This is a genomic window from Streptomyces niphimycinicus, assembly GCF_018883605.1.
Taxonomy (GTDB): domain Bacteria; phylum Actinomycetota; class Actinomycetes; order Streptomycetales; family Streptomycetaceae; genus Streptomyces; species Streptomyces niphimycinicus.
Map to the genome: position 1 here is coordinate 1 of NZ_JAHLEM010000017.1, position 24655 is coordinate 24655.

14 protein-coding genes, 2 tRNA genes and 1 pseudogene are annotated in these 24655 nt (G+C 66.9%); 6 read left to right on the forward strand and 11 right to left on the reverse strand.

The genetic code is table 11. The annotated features are described in order from the left end of the window. From KN815_RS02170 to KN815_RS02180, 3 genes and pseudogenes are all read left to right on the forward strand, one after another. The coding region (locus KN815_RS02170) for an IS30 family transposase (protein WP_372458229.1) at positions 1-318 on the forward strand (318 nt) is incomplete at its 5' end. A gap of 203 nt (positions 319-521) precedes the next feature. Continuing rightward, positions 522-1688, forward strand: coding sequence for an IS110 family RNA-guided transposase (locus tag KN815_RS02175; protein ID WP_216339607.1), 1167 nt, complete (start codon positions 522-524; stop codon positions 1686-1688). A gap of 14 nt (positions 1689-1702) precedes the next feature. Beyond that, positions 1703-1837: pseudogene (locus tag KN815_RS02180) on the forward strand (IS30 family transposase); the annotation flags it as partial. 634 nt (positions 1838-2471) lie between these two features. On the opposite strand, the gene KN815_RS02185 reads toward KN815_RS02180, so the two are convergent. Next, positions 2472-2978, reverse strand: coding sequence for an RICIN domain-containing protein (locus KN815_RS02185; RefSeq protein WP_216339609.1), 507 nt, complete (start codon positions 2976-2978; stop codon positions 2472-2474). Positions 2979-3317: 339 nt separating this feature from the next. Here KN815_RS02185 and KN815_RS02190 point away from each other — a divergent pair, with 339 nt between their 5' ends. Further along, positions 3318-4097 (forward strand): tyrosine-type recombinase/integrase, encoded by a 780-nt coding sequence (locus KN815_RS02190; protein WP_216339612.1) that lies wholly within the window; start codon positions 3318-3320, stop codon positions 4095-4097. Positions 4098-4343: 246 nt separating this feature from the next. Here the strand turns inward: KN815_RS02190 and KN815_RS02195 are convergent, their stop codons facing one another. The 3 genes from KN815_RS02195 to KN815_RS51460 form a co-directional block, all read right to left on the reverse strand. Then, positions 4344-5627, reverse strand: a complete 1284-nt coding sequence (locus tag KN815_RS02195; protein ID WP_253208695.1) for a hypothetical protein — start codon at positions 5625-5627, stop codon at positions 4344-4346. A 133-nt stretch (positions 5628-5760) separates the two neighbouring features. Continuing rightward, a complete protein-coding gene (locus KN815_RS02200; RefSeq protein ID WP_216339615.1) occupies positions 5761-6591 on the reverse strand; it encodes a DUF4145 domain-containing protein in 831 nt (276 codons plus the stop codon). After that, positions 6588-11234 (reverse strand): PDDEXK-like endonuclease domain-containing protein, encoded by a 4647-nt coding sequence (locus tag KN815_RS51460; RefSeq protein ID WP_216339617.1) that lies wholly within the window; start codon positions 11232-11234, stop codon positions 6588-6590. The genes KN815_RS02200 and KN815_RS51460 overlap by 4 nt, the downstream gene beginning before the upstream one ends. Positions 11235-11740: 506 nt before the next feature. Between KN815_RS51460 and KN815_RS02210 the strand changes: the two genes are divergently transcribed. Then, positions 11741-11816: transfer RNA gene (locus KN815_RS02210), tRNA-Trp, on the forward strand. Between the two features lie 3 nt (positions 11817-11819). Here KN815_RS02210 and KN815_RS02215 read toward each other — a convergent pair. The 7 genes from KN815_RS02215 to KN815_RS02245 all read right to left on the reverse strand — a co-directional run bounded on the left by KN815_RS02215 (position 11820) and on the right by KN815_RS02245 (position 24077). Next, complete coding sequence (locus tag KN815_RS02215) at positions 11820-13676, reverse strand: hypothetical protein (protein WP_216339620.1); 1857 nt, start codon at positions 13674-13676, stop codon at positions 11820-11822. Between the two features lie 512 nt (positions 13677-14188). After that, complete coding sequence (locus KN815_RS02220; RefSeq protein ID WP_216339622.1) at positions 14189-15451, reverse strand: TIGR02679 family protein; 1263 nt, start codon at positions 15449-15451, stop codon at positions 14189-14191. Then, complete coding sequence (locus KN815_RS02225; RefSeq protein ID WP_216339624.1) at positions 15448-19680, reverse strand: TIGR02680 family protein; 4233 nt, start codon at positions 19678-19680, stop codon at positions 15448-15450. Before KN815_RS02225 ends, KN815_RS02220 begins: the two co-directional genes overlap by 4 nt. Next, positions 19677-21002 carry a TIGR02678 family protein gene (locus KN815_RS02230; protein WP_216339626.1) on the reverse strand — a complete coding sequence of 442 codons (1326 nt, stop codon included), beginning with the start codon at positions 21000-21002 and terminating at the stop codon, positions 19677-19679. The genes KN815_RS02225 and KN815_RS02230 overlap by 4 nt, the downstream gene beginning before the upstream one ends. After that, positions 20999-22627, reverse strand: a complete 1629-nt coding sequence (locus KN815_RS02235; protein ID WP_216339629.1) for a TIGR02677 family protein — start codon at positions 22625-22627, stop codon at positions 20999-21001. The genes KN815_RS02230 and KN815_RS02235 overlap by 4 nt, the downstream gene beginning before the upstream one ends. A 341-nt stretch (positions 22628-22968) precedes the next feature. Next, positions 22969-23042 (reverse strand) — tRNA-Pro (locus KN815_RS02240). Positions 23043-23147: 105 nt separating this feature from the next. Further along, positions 23148-24077 (reverse strand): metallophosphoesterase, encoded by a 930-nt coding sequence (locus KN815_RS02245; protein WP_216339631.1) that lies wholly within the window; start codon positions 24075-24077, stop codon positions 23148-23150. Positions 24078-24154: 77 nt separating this feature from the next. Between KN815_RS02245 and KN815_RS02250 the strand changes: the two genes are divergently transcribed. Further along, on the forward strand, positions 24155-24625 hold the full coding sequence (locus KN815_RS02250; protein ID WP_216339633.1) for a GatB/YqeY domain-containing protein: 471 nt from the start codon (positions 24155-24157) through the stop codon (positions 24623-24625). Positions 24626-24655 lie beyond the last annotated feature (30 nt).

Genomic DNA, 24655 nt, shown 5'->3' on the forward strand with positions numbered 1-24655 from the left:
CTCGTCGAACGCTCCACCCGCTACGTCCTGCTGCTGCACCTGCCGAACGGCCGGGGCACCGAGCTGGTCCGCGACACCCTGGTCGAGACAGTCCAGACGCTGCCGGCCCACCTGAAGCGGTCCCTGACCTGGGACCAGGGCAGCGAAATGGGACGCCACCGCGAGTTCACCGTCGCGACCGACGTCCCGGTCTACTTCTGTGACCCAGCCAGCCCCTGGCAGCGCGGCTCGAACGAGAACACGAACGGACTGCTGCGCCAGTACTTCCCAACTTGTATTGGGGGCAGCGGTGTTTGTGATCGGGTTGGCCGCCCGTAACGTGCCGCAGGACGCCGGGCAGGCTGACTCGAGTACTTCCTGCCGCCCGCGAGGGCTGGCTCTCTTTGGGTGTGTCGACCTGCCCGGTGACCGTTCGCGGCTTGACTCAACAGAGGCATGAGCATCGGCCACCCCACGTTTCTCGAAGTCGGGATGTCAGCTGCGGATCCACCGACCCGACGTGCGAGAAAAGGGGACCGCCGATGATGCTGATCGGCATAGATCCACACAAGTCGACTCATACGGCCACGGCCGTCGATCCCGAGACCAACCGTGATCACGCATCGATCCGCATCGACGTGACGCTCCAGGACTACCAGCGCCTGCTGGACTGGGCCCGACAGTGGCCCGAGCGGCGATGGGCCGTCGAGAACGCCAGGGGCCTGGGACACCACCTGACGTCATGGCTGCTCGCCCGGGACGAGCAGGTCGTTGATGTCGCACCGAGCGCCACCGCCCGCGTCCGCCAGCTTTCGCGCGGCGCAGGCCGCAAGAACGACCGCATCGATGCCGCCGCGGCAGCGTGCGTCGCTGCTCTCCAAGGCGATGCACGACCGGTGAAGCCCGAAGGTTCAACGGATGCGCTGGCGCTGCTGGACGAACGGCGCAGCAATCTTGCGCAGAGCAGGGTCCGCGCGGTGAACCAGCTCCATGCGCTGCTGCGGGCACTCCTGCCCGGCGGGGCGCCGCGCGATCTGTCCGCGGCCAAAGCCGAACAGCTGCTGGACACGGTGGTCCCCGCGGGTTCGGCCGAGCTCACCCGCCACACCCTCGCCGCTGACCTGATCGCCGAGATCCGGACCTGGGACGTGAAGCTGAAGGACAACACCAAAGCCATGGCCGCGCTGGTCGCAGAGTCCGAAAGCCGGCTGACTGACACTCCTGGCATCGGAGCCGTGACCGCCGCCCGCCTCCTGGGCCGGACCGGGAACCCCACCCGCTTCGCGACTGCCAGCGCCTTCGCCCAGTACGCCGGCACGGCTCCCATCGAGATCGCCAGCGCCGGCCGGGCACGCCATCGCCTATCCAGGCGCGGCGACCGCCAGCTCAACGCGGCACTTCACACCGTCGCCATCACGCAGATCCGCATGCCGGGCACCAGGGGCCACACCTACTACCAGGCCAAACTCGCAGAAGGAAAGACACCCAGGGAAGCACAACGTTGCCTGAAACGTCGCCTCGCTGATCACGTCTGGCGCACGATGATCGGCGACGAACGCCGACGCACCAGGACGACGGGCCCAGGAGGACAACCGGGGGCGACTACAGCATCCAGCGCGGCCGACCCAACCCCGACAGCCGACTCTTCGGACAAGTCACTTCCCGGACCCGCCGAACCCGAGCCTACGCGACCGCACCAGGCCGCTTGACAAACACAGAGGCACCCAAGGGCACCGACCTGTCCGTCCACAGCCGCGAGCACCTCGACGCCGTCGCCGCCGAGCTCAACGGCCGCCCACGCAAAACGCTCGGCTGGGAAACCCCAGCCGAGCGCCTGCATAAACTGCTCGCGGCCTGATCAACACGACCACGTGTTGCAACGACCCCTAGAAAGCGCCCGTGCGGGCCCCGGGCCTGACCTGTGTTCCTTCAGCCGGGGTGGCGGGATTTGAACCCACGACCTCTTCCTCCCGAACTACGGGCCGGGCTGTCGCTGAGGTCTGCTGGGCTGGTCAGCGGGTCGGCTAGGGCTGGTGTCGGTGGGCTGCGGTCGCGGTGGTTGCTGTACTTCGCTGCTGTACAGCACTCGCTGACCACGGCCTTAGAAGTTCGTCACCCCTATGCAGTGATCAGTCCGACGACACCTATCCCCAGCCCGCCCAGTGCGCGGAGGAGTCTCGCGATACGGGCTGTGCGCCCACCCGTTGCCGTCAACGACTGCCGTCAAGCCAGCCATCTGACGGCTTCGTGACCCGTCGGGGTCCACAGCACGATCCGAATGGATCACCGGACACTCGTCTTTCAGGAGCGGGCGCTGCTGGCGGAAATCGCGGCTATGGCTGATCGTTTGCGTGTGGAGCTGGAGGACGTGCGCGCGGAGGTGACGGAGCTTAAGAGGTCATCCCGCGGTGAGGGAAGCAAGTGAGCCACATGCGCTCCCGTCACCATCTCCTGGTAGCGGGGTGCATGTGACCGCACTGGGGAGTGTTGGCTTAGCCGAGTCGGAAGTGCTGGTTGGAGTACTCCACACAGTCCCACTGGACCAGCGCGGCGTCGTTCTGGGTGCTCTGGCCGCTGACCGACAAGCACTTACCGCTGTGCCGAGCTTCGATGGAGAAGTAGCCGCTGTCCTTCTGGACGAGCCTCCATTCCTGGTTGGTGCCGTTCACGCAGTCCCACTGGACCACCGTGGCGCCGTTTTGGACACTCGCGCCGCTGACCGACAAACACTTGCCGCTGTTCACGGCACTGACCGTGTAGTAGCCAGCGCTGGTGGCCACCAGCTTCCACTGCTGGTTGGTGCCGTTCACACAGTCCCACTGGACCGCAGCAGCACCGTTTTGGGTGCTCGCACCCGCGACCGACACGCACTTCTGGCTGTTGCGGGCCACCAGTTCTGCGGTGAACGTGGCGGCGGAGGCGGTGGGGGCCTGCACCCCTGTGATCAGAGCCGCCGACACCACAGCGGTGACGGCTAAGGCCCAGCGAGGGAACTTCATGGCGGCTCCAAGGAGTGGCATGGACTCGACGCCATCAGTGATATCGGAGACAACTGGACTCTCGGTCGACCGAGAGCTGTCCGCGATTACCGCTCTGTCTGGCCCGCCAGCGACGCTCGAAGCGGATGCGTGAGCCCGGCCGTGCACGACGGCATGACGTAGAGAGGGGCGGTCTACGTCATGCCGCGACTTCAGTTCGGCAACTTCCTGCTTGAGGCTCTGGACCTCCGCGTTCAAGGTGCGGAGCTGGTCCCGGACCTCTAGGAGTGCTTCGCTGATGGTCCCGGTGGGTTCTGCGCTCGGGGTCAGTGCTGCCGCCAGACCCTCTCGAAGCGTTCGGTGAACGATGCCCGTACCGTGTTGCGGAGCGCGCTGGGCAACGCGGTGGTCGAAGAGCTGATTTCGAAGAACGTGGCACAGATGATCAAGGTCCAGCGGGCGCGGCGGAAGCGGCCGGATCCGTGGTCGGTGGAGGAAGCCTGCTCATTCTTGGAGAACGCCCGGGCGATGCGGGACTACCTCTATGGGGCGTACGTCCTGGTCCTGGTGCTCGGCCTCCGCAAGGGGGAGGTGCTGGGCCTCACCTGGTCGGACGTGAACCTTGACGCGGGCGAGCTGCGCATTCAGCACCAGCTCCAGCGCGTACGGCGGCGGCTGCTCCACTCGGACACCGCCAAGACCGAGGCTTCTGAGGCGGTGCTTCCGCTGCCGGATATCTGCCTGGCGGCTCTCCGCCGCCGGCAGCAGGATCAGGCATCCGCGAAGACCGCGGCGGGGGAGTCGTGGACCGCTTCGGATTTCGTCTTCACCACCCGCTTCGGTACGCCCATTGAGCCGAGGAACTTCAACCGGGAGTTCAACCGACGCTGCGACCGGGCCGGGGTGCGGACGATCCGGGTGCATGACACACGTCACACCTGCGCGTCGCTGCTCGCCGCGATGGACGTGCACCCCCGGATCGCGATGCAGATCCTCCGGCACTCGGAGATCGCGGTGACGATGGAGGTCTACACCCACGTTCCGTCCGACGGGACCCGCCGGGCGCTGCGCAAGCTGGGTAAGGCGCTGGACCGCGCCAGCAAGCGGAAGCCGAAGAAGGGCGATCGGCAAGAGCCGTAGAGGTTGCTGTACTCCGGTGCTGTACAACGCAGAGGGCCACCTACCAAAACTGGTAAGTGGCCCTCTGACCTGTGTCGGGGTGGCGGGATTTGAACTCACGACCTCTTCGTCCCGAACGAGGTCCGGGCGCCGATCGGGTCTGCATGGATGACGTTTGTGCTGGTCAGAGGATTGGCTCTGACGGGTGTGCCGTGGTGTCGCGGGGCCTCCGGGAGCGGGTCGGCTCCCAGATGGCTCCCAGGCACCTCAGGTCAGCACGCGCATGGCGAGCACGGACCCGTCAGAGTCCACCGACACGGGACCTTGCCACTTGCCGTCCCACCTGTCGACGGGCCAACTGGCTCGTCGGGCATGGACCTCACGGCGGTACTGCTCCACTTGGCCAGCTTCAAGGTGGCGGAAGAGGTCCTCCGCGACCCCGGAGAACGCCTCCACACGTGTTCTGTTCAAGCGGAAGACGTGGTCTGTGCCGACGAACCGGATACCTAGGAGCCTCTGTCGTGCGTCCTGGACACTGCCTGTGGCCGCGTGAGCGAAGCCGGTGAAGTGACGCACCCCTTGCCTCTTGGTCAGGTACTGGACGGTTGCCTCGCCGTCGCCGGCGAAGGCGGTCAGCCCAGCGGCGGCTGTGCGGGCGAGGACGTGCCGGAACCACTCGTAGCGTTCTGGCGTGACATGGAAGCCAGGCTCAGGTTGAGGTTGCCTGCCTCCCTCGGCCAGCGGCTGGATCCCCGGATAGAAGTTCTCGTCCTCGATGAAGTGGTCCAGATTCCTGTCGGCGGAGCCTGCAGAGCTGCTTAACCAGCCGCCCTTTCCATCGAAATGCAGGGCGTGGACAGTGAGAGGACCCTCCACGGGCAGCTCGGTACTGAATACCAGGCTCGGCGTCTCGTTCCATGATCCGATGTGCACCGCCTCTACGTGTGCTGAGGCAGATGCGAGCTGATCGTACGAGGCCGCGGCGTTGCTGTGGTTGCCCTTGGACTCGATCGTGAAGACCCGTGACGGCTCTCCAGGCTTCCAGACCTCGGCGAAGAACCTCGGACGATACCGGTAGCCCGATCGAGGTCCCTTGTCTCTGCTGGTCAGGGCCCAGCCCGCCCGTAGGGCCGTATCGGCCGGGACGATTGAAACGACGTGACGCGGATAGCGGCGGCTCAGGACCTGCTTGGCGAGGGCCAGAGAAAAGCCGATCCCGAGTTCCCCTGACTGGAGTGCCTTGTAATAGTCGGCCGTTTCGCGGCCCTCGGCCGAGAGCTTCATGTAGGTGTCCGAGCCACCGGTCAGGGCTTGGCTGTATTTCAGGCTTCCCCAGTGCTCGGCGAGTCCGCGACCTGCACCTCGCCGAGCGAGAGCGATTGCCCGACCGAGCGTGTGAAGCACATCCCAGGGGGCCAGACGGAGGGAACCGACTTCCACCGCGGGTATGACCTGGAGCTTCGGCTTGCGTCGCAGAGCGTCGAGTTCCTTCTCCTTCCTCTTCTCGTCATCCTCGGCGCCTGCCGCGTCCACACTGCCGACCAGTGCCATGGTTGAGTGGGTTGCGACGTTCGATGGCTGCGAAAGCTCCGTCAGTACATCTGCTGCGGGCTTCAACTTGCTTCCCCCTTACGAATCGCACGAGTGGTACAGGTCGACGCGGTGCTTTAGCGGGATTGTGTTCTTAGGTCTGGGAGTCAGCGAGGTCGTTCAGGACCGCATTGACTACTGGCCAGCACATGTCCAGCGTGTCGCGGTCCGGAGTATGGGCTTGGCGTATTTCTGCGCGCGGGTGGACGAAGTTGCGGTATTTGCGAAGCTCGTGGCAAAACCGCTGGACGTCGGCACCGATCCAGCCGGCGTCATGACAGGTTTTGATCAAGGTGTCGAGGTTCACGTTGTCCGGGGAGGTCCTGCCGAGCAGCGACGCGTTGCGCTCCTGGACCACGTGGACCAGGACGCCTTCGAGGAGGCTGCCGAGCATGATGATGGCGGCCACGTGAGCGCCGTTCGCGTAGCAGGTGCGCGCCTCGTCCAGTCGGTGCTGAAGGAGGTCGGCCATCTTCCGATCTCCGATGAGGTCGGTCATGGCTGCTTTGAGCTCGACGGGGCCTTGGCTGCCTGGGTGGGCGAGAGACGGATCGCAGGCGACGATGCGGGGGCGGCCGCCGGGGTTCTCCAGACGTGCCCCCTCGTGGACGAGGAAGGCGTTGACGGCAGAGATGACAGCCGGAAGCTGGTTGGGTTCGTCGAAGTATTCTCGTGGGTCGGCGAGCCGGAGCAGTACCTTTTCCAGCTCAGTGGGCTCCTCTCGGCGCTCGGTCAGCCGGGCAAGCGTCCACTCCCTGCGATACCCACCGTCGTATTCCGGCACCTGCTGCCAGCCGGCATGTTCCAGGAATCGCGCGATCTCGAACCCCTTGCGGTAGTAGAGGTGCTCATCGCCGCAGATGACGCGGGCCAACTCCTCCAGGGTGTTGGCGTCCAAAATGCCGAGTGGGGACTGCAGGGTCATACCGGTCCTTTCGTCCTGTCGTCTTCGGTGTCGTCGTCTGCCATGCCGAGGGCAGCGAGCGGATCGGTCGTGTCCGGGCCATCGGGGGATTCCGTTGGGTCCTCGGCCAGTTCCTCGTTGGCGGAGAGGTCGAGCGGGGTCCACTGCATGCGGGCGGATGCGGAGTTCGAGTGCGACGCGCCGTCGGTGCCGCCGAACGTTGCTGGACGGATGCCCAGTCGGTTCAGCTCATCCCACAGCCCATCCAGTGCTTCGTCAGGGTCGAATCGGAACTCGCTCTCGCGGACACGCCAGAAGGTCCAGCCCACCCTCTGGAGTTCGCGCTCACGCCGCTGGTCATGCTGGATCTGTTCGGGCGTCGAGTGATACCGGTCGCCGTCGCACTCCACGGCCAGGCGCCCGCGTGCGCCTACGACGACGAGGTCAATGCGTTTGTTCCCCGCGGGGTACTGCGGGATGACGTGATATCCGCGATCCTTCAGACGCAGGTATACGTGCTGCTCGAAGAGTGATTCGAACGGCTTCTGCGGGACGTCACTCGATACTTCCCCGATGTCGTCGGCCTCTGCCAGCGCGGCAGGGGGGTTTTCCATGTAGGCAAGGAGGTTGAGACGCAGGTCTTCCTTCTTGAGGCGGCCCGGCGGAACCGAGTAGAAGAGTCGCATCTGGTCCTGGGCTCGGGAGGCAGCGACGTTGTACGCCTGCCGTTCGCTGCGTGCGCCCCCCGCGATGCGCGGCGGGTCGGCGGCGACCATCGACAGCAGGATGACGTGCCGCTCGTCTCCCTGGAACGACGCGGGGTTCCCCACACGGATCTGGTGGCGCTCACGCAGCGGAGCCGGAATACGTTCGTTGATCAGATGTTCCAGGAGTTTGACCTGGCCGACCGGTCCTTGGAGGGTGATGACCCCCATGGTCTTGTCCCGGTAGGCGGGATCCTCCACGAGCTGGGCCAGGCAGTCGACGATTGCCTCGGCTTCCTTCGGATTGCGGAGTCGGCTGTCGCGTCCCTGGGTGACGGCTCCCTCGACGAAGTGCGTCACGAGGGGATCGAGGCGCTCACCGCCGTACTGGCGCAGCGGCTGTAGCTTGTTGTTGTAGAAGGTCTGGGAGGACCAGCCGATGATCTCGGGCATGCACCGGAAGTGTTCCTCCAGCCGGATCACCTTCGGGAAGAAGGTGGACAACAGCTCGTAGAGGTTGGTGGCTGGGGTGTAGAGCTGGCGCAGCATGGGCGGCATGTCCGGCAGATGGGAGATGAGCCGGTCCTGGATGGCCTGCAGACGGCCCATGCCGCTGACCGGGGGTGCGCACTGCTTGTCGTCCCCGACGACAATCACACGGGGAGCGAGCCACAGCAGGAACAGCGCGTCCATGCCTGCCTGACTGGCTTCGTCCACGATGACCACGTCGAATGCGTCTCGCTTGGGCAGCACCGTCTCGGCGACCTGCGAGATGGGCATGACCCATGCAGGTACCGCTCCTTGCGCCACCCTCATGGAGTCGTTGGCCGCGGAACGGAAGCGGCCTGCATTGCGGCCTTTGCCCTTACCGTACGAGGCCATGTGGTTGCGGTACGCCTGGAGTGCGGAACGCTGCTCCTGCGTCATGCGCTGCAGACAGTGCAGTCGCCCCCAGGTGGCGGCGAGCTCACCTGTCAGACTCTCCAGATTCCTTTCGCACTGAGCTAGTTCGCCTTCAAGCTGACGCTCGCGTCCCGGTGTGCGCTGGCGACGCACGAACGCGGAGGCCCGTGCCCAGGCCCACGCCTCGGCCAGTGAACCGAGCCGCACCTCCCATGCGGGATCGCCGGGGTCCTCCGTCAGCCGGTCGGCGAGTAAGGGGTGCGCCCTGCGCACGCTGTCCAGAAGTACGCCGCACCGGCGTCGGCGGTGCTCACGCTGATGAGCCTCCCGCAATGCCTCGAGTTCCTTGGCGTAGCGGTCGATGTCCTGCTCCCGGACGGCCTGGGCAGCCGCCAGCGCTTCGGCCGCGGGATGGGAACTCTCCACCGGCGCGCGGAGTTGCTCCTCCCATGCCGCCAGCCGAGCCGTGGCCTCGTCCGCCGCCCGCCGACCGGAGAGAGCAGTCAGCGCGCTGGTGAAGTCTTGCCACGCGGACCGAGAGGTGAGAGCGATGTGCAGGCCGTGGCGTACGAGCAGTTCATCGATGCGTTCGCGTACGGCTCCAAACGCATTGATGTGCTCCAGGCGCGCGTATGACTCGCTCAGGGAAGCCAGACGGAGGTCCACCGGCCCTTCGGCTATTGGGACTCCCGCCTGTGCCCATCGCTCCGCGAGCGTGGCAACCACCGAGTGAGCGCGCAGGTGGACGAGGACAGTGTCGAGATCCTCCAACGTTTGCGGAGGATGACCGTTCACGGTGCACGCGTCGAGGATCTCCTGAGCGGCCTTCTGTACCTTCGGGGCACGGAAGCTGCCGCGGACACGCAACTTGCCACCGGAGGCGAGATGATCGCGCAGCGCAGAGCCTGTCGTGAGCATCGCATCGGCCCGCTCGGCGGAGAGCTGCTCGGGCACGATGACACGGTTCATCTCCTGCTCGTCCACCTGCTGGGAGACGGCAGCGAGCTCACCGGCGAGCCCGGAAACGCGACGCCACAGGGTGAGGTTGTCGCGGGAGAGCTGGTCTGTAAGGGCCTTGGTGGTCCACTTGTCGGCGTCCCACTGCCTGGCCGACGGTGGCAGACCCAGGTGGTGCAGAGTCGTCCGGCATTCACCTGCGAGCATGGTCAGCTCATCAGTTACGGAAGCGTCGAGTCGGGCAAGGTCGTCGCGGATGGCAGCCGCTTCGCGAGACAGGCCGTCATCGGCGACGCGGCCGACTGCGAGGGCCTCGGCCAGCTCCTCGGGGGAGGGGAGGGTGTCCGGATTCGGCAGAGTGCCACCCGCACGTGGCTCAGCCGCGCCGTCGCGTAGCAGGCTCAACAGCTCCGCCGCCTGTGCGGGGGACAGCGGGGGAACGGAGGAGTCCGGCCCATCTGGAATCAGGCCGATCCAGGAATGACGCTCGGCGTGGTCTCGGACGCGCTGCACGATGGCCGCGAGGACACCGCCATATCCGGGGGCGATCTCCCGGTGCTGGCGGACCTCCGCTTCTCGTAGCGCGATGACCTGCTCAGTGAGCGTGGCGATCCTCCCCCGCACCTCTTCCCGGCGTGCGGAAAGCCGACGGATATCGTCCCTCAGCTGCTCGGGGTCACTGGTGGCGACCTGATCGGTCAAAGCGTTGATCGTGCGTTCCCGTTCGTCCGCCCCGTCCTGCCGCGCGGAGCTGAGAAGGAGGACGCACAGGTCCCGCACTGCGGGCGGAAGCTTGTCTCGCAGGACCGTCAGGGCTTGGTCGCGGGCGCTGGTCACCAGGACCCTCTGCCCCTGGGCGAGCAGCGCGGAGACCAGGTTGGCGATGGTGTGTGTTTTGCCGGTACCGGGCGGACCCTGCACCACCACGCCCGTGTCGTGCTCCAGCCGCCGCAGCACACTCCGCTGCCGCTCGTTGGTCTTTCCCGGGAAGAGCGGGTCGTCTCCGAACAGGGGCGGGATGTCGTGACCGTCCCAGTTCGTGCGCTCCTCAGGATTCAGAGGTAGTACGAGTTGTGCGAGCCCCAGCGGCGCGTGCGCCTCGGAGGCCACGCTGTCCGCGATTCGGTCGTAGAAGCTCAGCAGGGCGTTGCGGTCCCGTGGGCGCAACACCAGGGCCGGGGCGTAGGTGAGCCGTGTGCCTACCTCCGGCTCGCGCGGCGGCTGCCACTCGGCGCTGAACGCCACCGGACGCTGCAGTACCCGCTCCTGCCACTGGGCCAACTGCTCCAGGGCTTCCGAGCCGAGCAGGTGGAGCGACTGGGCCGCGATCTCCTCCGCGAGCGCGGCCGAGCGCTCGGGAGCCCAGCCATCGTCGGTATCGAGGAACGCCTGGTCCTCCAGCCGTACTGCTCCGCCGGCCACGAGCCGGACCGTGACCCGGGCGGTCTTGCGGTCCACCGAGGTCTCTACCCGGTGAGTGAGCAGATGACGGTGGACGGTGTCGCCGCGCGGATCCCCCAACGTCAAGAGGCCGGTCGCCAGGACGAGTTCAAGCTGGTCATCCTGCTGTGTCAGCTTCTGGTGCCAGTGATAGACCTGTTCGTACAGCTCCCGAAGCGCTCGCTCTGCACGCTCCCGCTCCGCCCAGCGACGCCAGCGATCGAGCCATGGGCCGTAGGCCCGGAGCACTTCGGCCGCGTCTTCTCGGCGGACAGTGTGGTCCTCCGCCTCCTCCCACCACTGACGGCCGTCCGCGGCCCGCACCAGCTCTCGCCCTGGTCCCTCGACCGCGAGTGGCGGATCACCACTATCCGCATCCTGGCAATCCTCCGCGGCCACCCATCCATCGAGCATGTCGGGTAGGGGTGGCGGTGCTGTTTGCGGCACATGGTCGAGTGCGAGCAGCAGACCACCCTCGTCCTGGTCAGACGGGCGGCGTACGGAGGCAGGCAAGTTGGCCAGCCACAGACGCTCCCGCGATCGTCGGTCGTCGCGCAGGCGGTTGTGGCTGCTTTGCACGACCTCTTTGAGGAAGCTGATCAGACCTGTGGTCTGCCCAATGACGTCAGAGTCGCTCGCAGCACGTCGCGGCACCTTCACCCGTCTCCCCTCGGCTGGTGGCGAACTTTTCAGAATGGAGTGCGAGACAGGGTGGGACAATGCATTTCAGGAGAATGGCGTGATCTATGCGCTGTGCAGGCCGGATCGGCGTGGTGGCACGAGGTAGATCTCCCGCCAGCGCTCACGCAGTGGTCGGAGAGAGCCACACCGCAAGATGGCTGGTAGCGGGATTTGACCCCACGACGTTTTCATCCCGCATGAGGTTCGGGCGTGATCGACACTGACCTGCTGTTATTTTGCCTGGTTAGACGGTCTGGTTGCGGTGGTCTGGGGAGAGGGCGTGCGTCTAGCGATCACGAAGTCCGCTGCATCTCCATCTCTCCGGCAGCGTCATGCCGCGGCCGCTCGTCCATACCGTCCTGTGCCTCGCCCAGTGCTGTGATCCGTGGCTACGCGGCGCCTGCTGTCGGTGGCGGCAGCCGCAGTGCTCACCGTGAAAACTCGTGGAATCACGTGCTCGGTCGTGCCAGGCTGGGCGGCGTCGAAGGGGTGTAGCTCAGAGGCCAGAGCGCCGGTCTCCAAAACCGGATGTCGCAGGTTCGACTCCTGTCACCCCTGCCATCGCTACTTGTGCGGGGGCGTGGGCCAGGGTGTTCCGTTCGCGGCAGCGTCGAGGAGGTCGCCGAGGCGGAGCCATGCCGTGGGCCCCGCATAGCTGGCCGGGCTTGTAGCAAACCGTTGCCATGCTTCGGCGTTGTCGCTAAGGGCGGTGCGCACGACCGAGGTGACCGCTGGGTGCGCTGCCTGGCCGCGGGGGCCTCTGGCTTTGAGGGCGGTCCAGGCGGGCAAGGCGCGGGTCAGGTCGGCGTCGGTGGTGGGCAGGCTCAGCACGGCGCTCACCCACGCCTCTCGGAGGTTCGGGCCACCGCCCAGGCGTCGGCGGAGGTTCTGAGTGAGGTCCCGCAGTGCGCCCTGCGGGTCTGAGTGGCGGTTCAGCACGGCGGCGAAGGACACGTCGCGGCGGTAGACACGGGACGCGAAGGACAGCAGGGCCTTTTCCACGAGGGCGTCGTTGCCTTGGTGCCGTCGCACGTAGTCATCGAGGACAGCGTCCGGGGCGCCCGCGAGGTCGCGTACAGTGACCTGGTCCGGCTTGCCGAGGGACGCGGTGCGCGCCGGGCCAGGGTCCGGGAGCGGTTCGGCGGTCATCCGCTCGATGGTGTCGAGGAGTTCACGCGCCTGCTGGACGTCCGAGTCCAGTCCGTACCTGCCGTAGTCCCGGCGCCCGGCCAGCGCTCGTTTTGCCTCCCGACAGATCAGGCGAGCCCTCTCCTTCACCTCCGGGGTCACCACTGGCAGGTGCTGCAGCAGGTCGCGCACCCAGCGCAGATCCTTCGCCGAGCGAACCGGGGCCTTTGGGTCGGATTCCCACAGCATCAGAGCCACGGCCGCATGTTCGGCGAACTTCTGGGCCAGGGAAGCCAACTGGTCTTCTGAAGCTCGCCAAGAGTGAGGGCGCCCGTACTGCTGTGCCTGGTCGGGGTTGAGGATGTAACGCCACGTGCCGTCTGCCGCAAGTTCGGCGTGGGATATGGCAGCCCGGCAGCCGTAACGCAGGCCGTACTTGTCATCCGACAGGAGTTGGTCGATGCCCTTGCGCTGCTGGGGGCGGACCTCCGCCAGGTCACTCGCGAAGCGCTCCCTTACCTCTTGTTCCGTTGCCCCGTCCCGGCGCATGCGGCACATCCGGGTGATGAGTACGGAGTGCGGGAAGGACGCGAGGTCGTCCTGGGCGATTTCCTCAAGGAGTCCTGGCTCAACGTCCCAGGGGATGCTGCCCAGCAGATGTTCTCGGACGACGTGTCCGGCATCGTTGTCGTCCGACCAGTCGACGAGTAGCCGGTGGTGTTCGGTATGCGTGGCCACCACCTGCTTCCACATGGTGCGCCAGGCCCGCTCGGCGGCTTTCCACCTCTCCAGCCACGTCGACGTGTCCTCCTCGCCCCTCTCATCGGGAACAGGGAAGGATGGCAGCAGATCGACAGCCGCAGTGATGACGCTGCTGTGCAGTCGATGCTGTCGCAGTACCAGTTGGGCATCCGTCGGAATGCCGAGCAGGTCCACCGTCATGGCTTGCTGGCCGGGCCCCCGCTCGCGCAGCGCCTCGGCGATGGCGTCAGCCAGGATGCCGCTCGCCTGCGCCGAACCGAGGCGGCCGAGCTGGACGGCGGTGCAGCGCCTCAGCGACTCGTTCCGCAACTGCGGTGTGCAGGAGGAGCGCGAGAGAGCCATCAGTGCCAGATCCATGGACGGTGCGTATAGCGGATCTGACTTCGGCGGCTTCCGGACCAGGTCGCTGTCGACGGCGGCCTCCAGCAGCCACAATGGAGCAGAGTCGCCGTAAGGGCCGCGTAACAGCGCTTCCAACAACTCCCGTCGCTCCAGCCCCTCCTCCATCGACCGAGCCTGCTCGGCGGCCATCCGCGAGGGCGGGTCATCTGCGGCGCTGTCCACGACGAGCGCGCACAGGAAGTTCAAGGGAAGACTGGGGGTGGCTCCACCGCTGTCCATGAGGCTCCGATTCGTGTTGGGGGACTTGCTTGAGCGTTCGTCCGAGTCCCTGTGTGGGCGGCTCACCGATTCCTGATTGAGCCGAGGGCCACTCCCGCCCTTCGGGGTGCAGAGCGTCCACCCATGGTGCCGTAGGACACTGACAACAACGTCGTTTACGGTCGATGCCAGCCGTATCGGGATCACTGCCCTGAATGCGCCCGCTGACACGCCTGCCGATGCGAGTTCCGATTGCCCGGCGAGCTGGTGGGGAGCTGGCGCCTCCTTGCCGGCTGCGGGACCTTAAGCCCGGGGCGGAACGGGAGCCGTTTGGGAGCTGGCCTGTCTAGTTCGGCGACTCTGCGAGAGATGCCTGTAATCCCGGCTACCCGCGCCAGCGCAACGCGCCGCGCCGGGTCAGGCGGCGATCGGGGCCTGCATTCTCAGCTCAGGTCCGTCACCAGAAGGTCGAGGGTTGCTTCCTCGTGAAGGGCGATGCCCAGCCCGGTCATGGCAGGCGCCAGACCCGGATCCCAGCTCGCGGCGACGGGCTCGCCGGCGAGTGGAAGCTGGGGAACGCCCTGGGCCTGGGTTCTGGCGGCAAGCTGCTCGTAGTCCTCGGCGCTCAGCCGCCACGGGCGTGCGTCATAGCGGCGGATGATCCGGTTGGCCAATGCGATCCCAGGCCAGTCGAAGTCACCGTGATAGGCGAAGTGACAACCGCTGGCAGCCAGAGCATCCAGGAGGGTGAGAACCGCCGTCGCGGCACTGCCGGACGTGCAGACGAGTGGCTGAGAGCAGGCCGCGTCAGCGGCGGCTTCCACGACGCGTGGGTTTTCACAGATGCGGACCATGGTGCCGGATGGCAACGTCAGGTGCAGGACATGCAAGTCACGCAAGGTGAGGTGGGTCTCCGCGTGATGCAGCGCTCTCTCGCGCAGCGCCCGTTCTCGCCAGCCATCACCGAGTGGCCGTAGACCGTAGGCGAGCACGGTACTGGAGACTTCGTCCGGAGTGACGGCCGCCAGTCGCCAGAGCGCGCGCCGTCCAGCCGCGTTATCGGGGAGTTCGGAGTCATGGGCGAGAGCGATGCCGCGTTGGACGAGTCGGGCAAGCCAGGTCCCGTCGTCCAGACCATGGGCCGACCCGGTCACTTCGGCGGCAAGCTCTCCCCGGCCGCGTATGCCTGACCTGCCAGGCCCCAGAAGCAGCGCCAGTACCTGCACGGCTTGCTGGAGGGTTCGGACCGCGGCCTCCGGTGTGATTCCTCTGGGTATCCCCACGCGTCGGAGGCCGTCGTACCACTGGCGAGCCCACGCCTCCGTCTTCAAGGGAGACGCCTCCAGCGAATCGGTGACTGAGGACCACACCATCTCGCGCCGAGCGACGGCGCCCGCCCGGATGGCCTGCCGGTCGGTGAGCGGTGGCCCAATCGCCTGGAGGGTCTCGACCAGCCCGAGTCCTGCGGCTGAGGCACGCAGGCGTGAATCCAACGCGTCGAGTCGTATCGTCACCGTGTCGCTGGTGAAAGCCTTACCCAAGAGCTGGGACAGGGCTGTTCTCTCCTGAGCGTCGATCTTGTTGATTCTCAGTGAACCAGTGGCTTGCAGACCGTTGCTCTCCAGACGCTTACGGACCGCTTCCCACAGACGGTCCAGGCCGGGCCGGGTGAGCCAGTCCCGCGTTTCGGTCGGCAGCGTGCTCATACGGACACCAGGCGCCGATGGCTGCCGTTCCAGGTGTAGTGCAGCGTGGCTACGCCGCGTACGTGCGGATCGCGCAGGCACTCGTAGATGTGCAGGGAAGGGACCTCGGGCCAGTTGCCCATGAGCCGTTCGCTGGTGAGGACGAAGTCGAGATCGAGATCGACGAGGAGCCGCCCCAGACGTCCATGGGTGGGCTCGTCGACCTTGGCGAAGGCATCGTCGAGAAGGATCAGGCGTGGTGCGTTCGGCGCCGCTTCGCCGAGGGTGGTGAAGTGCGCGGCGGCCGCGGCGAACAGTACGAGGTAGGAGAGCACGCGCTGCTCGCCCTGGCTGAGCCCGGTGCGGCCGGTGAGCCTGCGCTTGCGGTTCGGGGCGGCGTCCTCGACGACGAAGGTGTGGAAGCGGAACCAGTCCCGGTAGTCCAGGGCGGTGCGCAGGTGGGCGGCATAGCCGGCTGAGGGGTCGGCCCTGCGCGCGTCTTCGATACGGCGTTGCAGCACCTCACGGAGTTGCTCGGTCTGCTCGCGCGTCCGCAGTCCGGAGGGGCTGCGGAGGAGCTCGACGGCGGCTCGTACATCGGCGTCGACGTCTTCGTCCAGCTTCCACTGCAGCTCAACGCCGAGACCGTGTGACGTACGAACCGTCTTCAGCGTGCTGTTGAGAGCAGCGACCAGATTGGCGGCGGTGATGACCTGCGCCGACAGATGGTCACCGAGTTCGCCGGCGAGGAAGCGCTGAAAGACTTCGCGTTCACGCTCGGTGAGTCGGCCCCGGGCCTCGGCGGCCTGCTCGGCGATGCGTTCGCCGATCTGGGCGACATCCTGGGGTCCGTGGTCGTCGAGCAGTCGGCAGACCTTGATCCCGTCCAGCTCTTCGAGTTGCGCGTCGTAGCCGCCCGCGAGTTGGTCACGAAGTTCGGTGTGCCGGTTGAGCAGCGCACTGTCCGACACGTCGTGCTTCGGCTGGTCAAGACCACCCTTCACGGCTTCAGCGAGGTCACGCAGCGCTCGTATGCGACTCCGGATATCGGCCAAGGGCTCGTCCCCGTGCCGCTCCGGCAACTCCGAACGGTCCAAGCCCGCGCCGCTCAGCACTTCCGGCCGGGACAGTGCCTTGCGCAGCGCGTTCCCGGCCGTGATCACCGCGGTCTCCTGCGTGCGCAGCTCCACGCGGCGGCTTTCTTCCTTCTCCTCGGCGCGGACCCTCTCATCGTGGAGCTCTCCCAGCGCCCTCTGCGCCTCTGGTACGGAGCGAACCGCAGACGCGATGCGCCCCTTCGTCTCCGCCTCACGCGCCAGGATCTCGTCCTCGGCGCTCCCGACGGCCTCTTCGAGCGTACGGAGGGCCTGACGAGCGGGCCGCAGCTCATCGAGACGAAGTTGGTAGTCCTGCTCGGCTTCCAGGCGGTCATCACAAGCCCGGCCATAGCCCTCGTGCTCCGCCACGCTGCTGCTCAGGTCTCGGACCGTGCTCTGGATTGCCCTCTGCACGTGCTTGATGCCGCCTTGCAAGCCAGCCAGTGCCGTCCGTACTCGTGACAGGGCATCAGGGTCGGTCGGGAGATCATTGGCTGTCGCGGTAGCCTCGGCTTCGGCACGGTCGGCTACAGCCGTGCTGCGGATCTCTTCGGCCTCGCGCGTGGCGCTGACCACCTTCCCGGCAAGGACTTGTACGACGGTCTCGGCGTCCTTGATCTGGGACCACGCGTGGGCCAAATGCCGTGCCTGTGGGAACACCCGCATCCCCGAAGCCAGGCCACGTCGCCACGCGTCGATCTCTGCCAGACCGTGGTGCTCGATGGTGAGCCGCTGCTCCACCTCGGCCAACGCCTGCTCCAGCTCTGCCAGCTTCCGGCGCCGGGTCTCGGCACGAACGGCAGCACCGACGTATTCCGCCTCGTCCTTCATGTGCCGGCCGCGGAGAGCGCCGAGGCGCCAACTGCCGTCGTAGTACACGGCACTGGCCGCCGTGGTCTCCTCGGACGACGAGAGCGCGATGGTGCGCAGGATGCGCTCCACCTGTTCGATGGTGACGACACTCTCGGGATATGAGACGGCACGCAGTGCGTTGCCCAGCGTTGCACCGTTCCCCGCTGACTGCCCGGGCACGAACAGGGTGTCGCGCGTAAGCGGATCGAGAACGACGCCGTCCGCGGTGACCCAGGAGTCCAGGATGCCGCTCGCTTCCAAGGCCGCTTCCAAGCCCGCTCGCTCGGCTGAGGCCAGTCCATCGGCGAAGTCCACCAGGCGGAAGAACGGCTCCCCTGTGCCGGGTGCTCGTTCTGTTCCACGGTGGTACGGGACGGGAGGCTCCGGGTCCGTGCGTCGTTCCCATTCCTCTTGCAGCCCGACAAGCCGATCGCGCTCCTCAGAGAGGAGGCTCACCCTCAGCGCAAGAGCGTCCCGCCGCTCGGCCAGAACCTCGCCGTAAGGATCCAGCACGGCGTGAGCGACCTGCTGCGCCTCCACGTCGATCCCCGCGTGCAGAACTTGTTCGGCGAATGACGCGTCCGATGACGTCTCAAGCTCGACCGTGCCCCGGAGAGGCGTCAGCGAAGGGCACTCCGGTCCGATGGCGAGGGACATCCGCGATGCCCACTCGGCAACCTCCTGGGCGTACGCACCACTCTCTTCGACAGCATTCGCACGGTGATTCGTGAGTTGGCTGGCCGCTTCCTCGGCTTCGCCCTCAAGCCGCTCCCGTTTGGTATCCGCAGCGGCCGCGGCTGCCTGGGATGCGCGGGCTTTGGCGGCGAGGCCGTCCACTTCCTGCACCATCCGCAGCCGATGCTTCACCACCGACTGCGAACCTTCCAACTGCCCATGCCATGCGTCCAACGTGGCCCGGGTGGAGGTCACATCAGGAACGGTCACGCTGCGATGCCGTACGATCTGTGGTTCTTCGGCAGGGCTGAGGACCTCCACCTCGGTCGGCCCGCCCAGACTCGTGTGGTGCAGGGGGACCGCTTCGCCGAGGTGCCCCGACGGCAGCCCTGCCTTCTCCGCCGTGGTCAACAGCTCCCGGTGCTCTGCCGCGAGCTCGCCGATCCGGTTCCCGAGGCGCTGGGTCCCTTCGGCCAACCGGTCCGCCGCGTACTCCTCAGCACGATGTGCGCTGAGCACGGAGGCAAAGGACGTCTCGGCGGCAGTACCCAAGGCAGCCACAGTGTTGCGCCGTTCGGACAGCTCGGCCAGGCTGCGGTACTTGTCACTCGCCTGAAGAGCTTCGAGCTCCGTCTGCGCCCTTTCCCGCTCCCGTCGTAGATCCCGTAGTCGGGTATTGGCCTCTGCTTCCCGGATCCTCAGATCGTTCGTCGCCTTGGCGGCGTCGCCCGCTTTCCGGCGCTGCTGAGCAAGCGCATCCAGCTCCTTGCTGACTCCGTCGGACACCCGGCGGAGGACACCGGCCAGGTAGCCGCGGTAACTGGTGAGGAAGGTGCGAAGCGCCGTGTCGGTTCGTTCCAGCCGACCGAGCTCATCGCGTACGGCATCCAGATCATGGAGGTTACGCGCTACCTTCTCCACGACCTCTTCCTCCAGCCCCGGCAGGGTCTCGCTGAGCAGAGATACGAGCCCACCGGACTCGATGCGGTCGCCGACGGTGGGACGGCGCAGCCGGTGGAGGAGCTGAGTCAGGTTGCGATAACGAGTGGTGTCGGTGATACCGAAGAGCTCACGGGCCACGCGGGACCGGTGCTGGACGGCCCTCTCCGTCACATTGTCCGGGCCGATTTTCTCCTTGAGCTTCTCGACCGGCAGGGGTTTCCCTTCCTCGACGAGGTGGAGATCCTCCCCGATACGGAGCGGCGTGACGAAGAAGGCCGGGATTGCCTTCTTGGTCGACTTCGATGCCCGAATCGCTGCACCGAGAGTGAGGTACCGGTCGCCTCCGTCGACCGTTGTCATACGGAACTCGACCCAGAGGTACCCCAGGCGATTCGTCTGCTCGAAGCCGTCCAGCATCAGCCAGACGAGCGTGGTCCGACCGGTACCGGTGGCGTCCAGGGCCCGGGAATCGCCGTCCAGCAGATACGGCAGCAGCATCTCCAGCGCCTTGGACTTGCCCGCGCCGTTCTTGCCGCGCAGAAGCAGCCGCCCGTCACCGAACGAGAATTCTTGCTCGTCGTACTGCCAGACGTTGCGAATCCCCGCTCGGTGCAACCGGAAACGGTGAGACGAGGAAGGTACGGAACGCTGCAGGGGGATGGGTGCGCTCGTATCAGAGCTCATAGCGGCAGCTCCTGCTGTACGTCGGTCTCGGGGCGTCCCCGGGCAGCTTTGCGAACGGTGACCTGAGTGGCGTAACGGGCGGCAGCGGCGAGAAGAACCAGGCCGGTTTCCTCCTCGCGCGTCCCTGTGACGTCCGTGACAGAACGATCTTCTGGGACCCTTTCGTCGTATCCCTCGGGCAAGCCCTGTCCCTGAGAGCGGAGTCGGCTGACGCGGGCCACGAGCCGCATGCGCGACAGCAAGTCCAGTACGGCGTCGCGCAGGGCGGTCTGGTCCTCCAGGTATCCGCGCTGCCAGTTGCTCCGCCGTCCGTACTCCTCGACGAGTTCAGCCAGCAGCTCGTCCACCATCCCGTCGGGAACGGCGACACCGATCACCAATCGGCCCCCCGTCGCCGGATGTCCCGGACTGTCGGGCCGCAGGCGCTCCACCAACTGCTCCAGCAAGAGCAGCGCGGCCTGCGCGACGGTTCCGGTGCCGGGGAGGTGCACATCGGTCACTTCCTCCTCGGCGTCGACCAGCACCACCCCCTCAGCCCGGATCTCGGCCTCCAGACCCAGAAGTTCGGAGAACGCCTGGGCTTCCCTGCGCTGCCGGGTACGCAGCCAGTCACGCTCGGCGTCCGTCAGATCGTCGAGGTACACGGCCGGCGTCTCCACCAGCATTCGGCGGACGTACGTGCGAGGACCGCCGAAGCCGGGGTCCGCTGCTCTCCGTACCAGGTCAGTACCGTCCCGGCTTTGCGCGAGGGGACCGGCGACGACAGCGCGGGCGATCTCTCGGTCGATAGTGATCAGCGCTTCGCCGCCGTCCTCCTGAGTGACCGCGTTGACGCTGCCTTCGGTTTGGATGAGCACGCCCCAGTCGACCAACTGGCGCAGCGCTGCGGCCAGAGTCCGCTTCTCCGCCGCCCGGCCCGTGCCCTCCAGCTCAACGCCGGCGTCGGCTGCCGCGGCTTTGATGTCGGCGACCAATCGTGACAGCAGCAGTTGCTCCGGAGCTGTCACCAGGACCGACAGAGCCAAGGCCAAGCAGGCGTAGGTGCGTGGGGTGAAGGGCGTGCCGGTGGAACGCTCCAGCCGGTGTCCCGCGCCGGCGCCCAACCCAGCTTTGAACAGCCGAGCATAGGAGGTGTCGACGAGGAGCTGGTAGCCGAGGACCTGCTGGAATCGCTTCGCCAGCCAGTCGGCATGCCTGCGGATCAGTGGAAACAGATCGGAGTGTGGCCCGGCCGCTGTCACCAGCGGGTGAACGAGCAGCAGTCTGGCGGCACTTCGGCGCTCGGCTGCAAGGGCGACATCATGGGCTGAGGGAAGGGTCACGACACGCTCACCCCGGCCTCTTGGCCTTCCTTGGCAGTGGAGCTCTCGACGCTCAGCTCCAGATCGTCCAGGAGAAGCTCGCCGTCGACCGAGTGCAGCACCGTGTCCGCACCGGCTATGCGTCGCACCGTGAGACGGATCCCAAGTTCAGCATCCTCGCTCTGCGCCGCGTCCAGGGCGAAGCTGCCGCCGACCTGGTCCGTTCCAGGGCCCTGGTTCCGCCGCAACTGAGCGTTGCCCAATGCCGTTGCCAGGAGTTCGAGTAACAAGGCAAGGGCGGCAGAGGTGAGCCGGACCTGAGCGAAGCGCCCGGAAGCACTGCGCAGCTCCTCTGAGGCAGCTCGTCTGGCCGCGGCTCGGTCGCGTGCGGCCTGCTGGAGCCGTCGCTTTTGCTGGGAATGGTCCTCCACGGCCGATGCCCGGCCCCGCTGGGCTCGGTTGCCCCGCTCGCGGAGTGCTACCGGAACCTCCACCACGGGCCCGGTCCACCAGCTCGTGTATGCGGGCACCGCCTCGTCCGTGGCCGGTGGCACGCCCAGATGCCGGGCGCTGTACAGACCGAACGCGGCGACCGCGATGTCATGCGCTTCGCCAGGGGCTGCTTCGTCGAACCACCGGGCGAGGCGCAACAGGTCCTTGCGCCGTGACATCTCGCCGGAAGCCGAACGGAGCATCCGCTTGGCATTGGCGAGCAGCGACTGTAGCGCGCGCAGCGTGGCATCACGCAGTTGATCGACCTGACTGCCTTGTCCGTCGGCGTCGGAGAACCAGCCGCGCAACGCCTCCCAATCGGCCATCTCGCGGCCCCGGCTGCGCTGCACTCGAATCCCCGCTTCTCCCTCCAGCCCGGCCTTGGCTCCGCCAAGGCCACGTGAGTGCGCGTCGAGCCGATCGAGGAGATCAGGTAGCTGAGGCCAAAGACTGCTGAGAACCGCGGCGATGCGGGGCGCGCGAAAGGACACATCCTCGGTAATCGCCTCGACGTAATCGAGGAGCAGTTCCTTGAAGCCGTGATACTCGGCGCTGTCCAGGTCGTAGCGGGCGAGCACTTGGCCCAGATAGGCGTAGAAGTCCCTGACAGAGTCCGCGAACTCGGTGAACTGGACGAAGATGGTGCTTACCCGCTCCAGCGCGTCCTGTGCCTCCACCCCACCCGGCTCCTGGACGAGTCGGGTCAACTCCCGGAGCCCACGCTCGACCAGCGCCAGCAACTCGCTGCTGACCTCGCGGGCGGCGTCCGCCCCCGCCAGCACCTCGTCCGCATCTCGCTGGATCCGTTCGCCCAGCTTCGACAACTGGTAGCGAGACCGGGCGCGCTGGTATTCAGTGATGCTCGATGCCTTCACCGTATGGCTGCTGCGCAACAGGTTGCCCCACCGCACCAGTTGTTCGAGCCGAACGGCAAGCGTCTCGGCGTCGAGTCCCGATGCGGGCCCACCGGAATCAGTGAGTTTCGCCAACACGTCCGGCACCGCCATATCCGCCAGCAATGTCGCGCAGAACACCCGCATGATGGCGACATGCTCCAGCCGCTCCGGCGCGCTGAGATACGAATAGGCGGTCAGCCGTTGCCACGCTTCACCACGGTCGGGCTCTGCCGGGGGGACCTGTGCGGATTCCTCCATGACTACGAGGCTACGCACCGGGACTGACAGCAAACCTCTGTCTTGCACTGCGGACCCGTACCGGTGCGGGCATCCCAGTGCGCGTCGGCTCAGGCTGGTGCAGCACGCGGGGCGGCGTCGGGGGCTGCACCCTCGTACTGCCTGGACACGAGCCAGATGCTTGATCACGTGGAGCGTCTCGGTAGGTGTCCCGCCGGAGCACCGGACCGCTGCCTCGTGGGCGGCTCCTTGGGAGCCGGATTTCGGAGTCGGCTCCCAAACGGCTCCCAAGGGGCCCTGGAAACGAGTCAGGGACCCGACCCGCTTTCGCGGATCAGGCCCCTGACCTGGTGTTCCTTCAGTCGGGGTGGCGGGATTTGAACCCACGACCTCTTCGTCCCGAACGAAGCGCGCTGCCAAGCTGCGCTACACCCCGAAGCAACGAGCTCTACTTTAGCCGACCTGTGGCCAGAGACGAAATCCGGTTTTCGAGGTCTCGCAGGTCGGGGCGTTCCGGGCGGTTTTGGCGGGCGGGGTGAGGTCAGGGGGTCTGGGGGGTCAGGGTGAGGAGGGTGGCTTCCGGGGGGCAGGCGAAGCGGACCGGGGTGTAGCGGTTGGTGCCGCAGCCCGCGGAGACGTGGAGGTACGAGGTGTGGCCGCCGGCCTGGTGCTGGGAGAGGCCCTTGACCCGGCGGGTGTCGAGGTCGCAGTTGGTGACCAGGGCGCCGTAGAAGGGGATGCAGAGCTGGCCGCCGTGGGTGTGGCCGGCGAGGATCAGGGGGTAGCGGTCGGCCGTGAAGGCGTCGAGGACGCGCAGATACGGGGCGTGGACCACGGCGAGGGAGAGGTCGGCGCCCGTCTCGGGGCCGCCGGCCACCTCGGCGTAGCGGTCGCGCTTGATGTGGGGGTCGTCGAGGCCGGTGAGGGCGATCTCGATGTCCTCAAGCTTCAGTCGGCCGCGCGTGTTCGACAGCCCGACCCAGCCGGCCGCGTCGAAGGCGTCACGCAGCTCCGTCCACGGGTTGTGGATGGCGCCGACGACCGGGGGGTTGCCGTTCAGACCGTGCTTTCCGCTGGCCTTCTCCAAGATGTAGCGGGCGGGGTTGCGCGGCTTCGGGCCGTAGTAGTCGTTCGAGCCGAAGACGTAGGCGCCGGGGAACTCCATCAGTGGGCCCAGCGCGTCCAGGACCTCCGGCACGCCCTCCGGGTCCGAGAGGTTGTCGCCGGTGTTCACCACGAAGTCGGGGCGCAGCCCGGCGAGGGACTGGAGCCAGCGCTGCTTCTTGCGCTGTCCGCTGACCAGGTGGATGTCGGAGATCTGGAGGACGCGCAGGGGTCGCATCCCCTGCGGGAGCACCGGAACGGTGATCCGCCGGAGCCGGAAGGACCGGACTTCGAAGCCGGCGGCGTAGGCGAGGCCGGCCGCGCCGACCGCCGTGATTCCCAGGGGTACTCCGTATCGCGCGCGCATGCCGTCCATGGTCGCAGAACGCGGCCGGGGGAGAAATCTTCGGGTGATTCCCGGCCAGTGCTGGCAGACTCGACGCCATGACCACCACGCTCAAGTCCAGGCTTCAGGCCGATCTCACCGCGGCGATCAGGGCGCGCGACGAGCTGCGTTCCTCGACTCTCCGGCTCACCATCAGCGCGATCACGAAGGAAGAGGTCGCGGGCGAGAGGGCCCGTGAGCTGTCCGACGCCGAGGTGGAGAAGATCGTCGCGCGGGAGTCCAAGAAGCGCCGCGAGGCGGCCGAGGCGTTCGAGAAGGGTGGACGCGCGGAGCAGGCCGAGCGGGAGCGGGCGGAGGGCGAGGTGCTCGCCGAGTATCTGCCGAAGCCTCTTACGGACGACGAGCTGAACGCCCTGGTGGCCGAGGCGGTGCGGGAGGCCGCGGCGGGCGGTGCGGAGGGGCAGCGGGCCATGGGCGTCGTGATGAAGATCGTGAACCCGAAGATCGCCGGGCGGGCGGAGGGCGGCCGGGTCGCCGCCGCGGTGAAGCGGCAGCTCGCGGGCGGGTAGCCGGCCGGCTGGGTAGCGGGCGGGTCGCTC

Coding starts and splice junctions, on each gene's coding strand:
- KN815_RS02175 (WP_216339607.1), top strand. CDS start 522: ATGATGCTGATCGGCATAGATCCACACAAGTCGACTCATACGGCCACG.
- KN815_RS02185 (WP_216339609.1), bottom strand. CDS start 2,978: ATGAAGTTCCCTCGCTGGGCCTTAGCCGTCACCGCTGTGGTGTCGGCG.
- KN815_RS02195 (WP_253208695.1), bottom strand. CDS start 5,627: ATGGCACTGGTCGGCAGTGTGGACGCGGCAGGCGCCGAGGATGACGAG.
- KN815_RS02200 (WP_216339615.1), bottom strand. CDS start 6,591: ATGACCCTGCAGTCCCCACTCGGCATTTTGGACGCCAACACCCTGGAG.
- KN815_RS02215 (WP_216339620.1), bottom strand. CDS start 13,676: ATGGCCGCCGAGCAGGCTCGGTCGATGGAGGAGGGGCTGGAGCGACGG.
- KN815_RS02220 (WP_216339622.1), bottom strand. CDS start 15,451: ATGAGCACGCTGCCGACCGAAACGCGGGACTGGCTCACCCGGCCCGGC.
- KN815_RS02225 (WP_216339624.1), bottom strand. CDS start 19,680: ATGAGCTCTGATACGAGCGCACCCATCCCCCTGCAGCGTTCCGTACCT.
- KN815_RS02235 (WP_216339629.1), bottom strand. CDS start 22,627: ATGGAGGAATCCGCACAGGTCCCCCCGGCAGAGCCCGACCGTGGTGAA.
- KN815_RS02245 (WP_216339631.1), bottom strand. CDS start 24,077: ATGCGCGCGCGATACGGAGTACCCCTGGGAATCACGGCGGTCGGCGCG.
- KN815_RS02250 (WP_216339633.1), top strand. CDS start 24,155: ATGACCACCACGCTCAAGTCCAGGCTTCAGGCCGATCTCACCGCGGCG.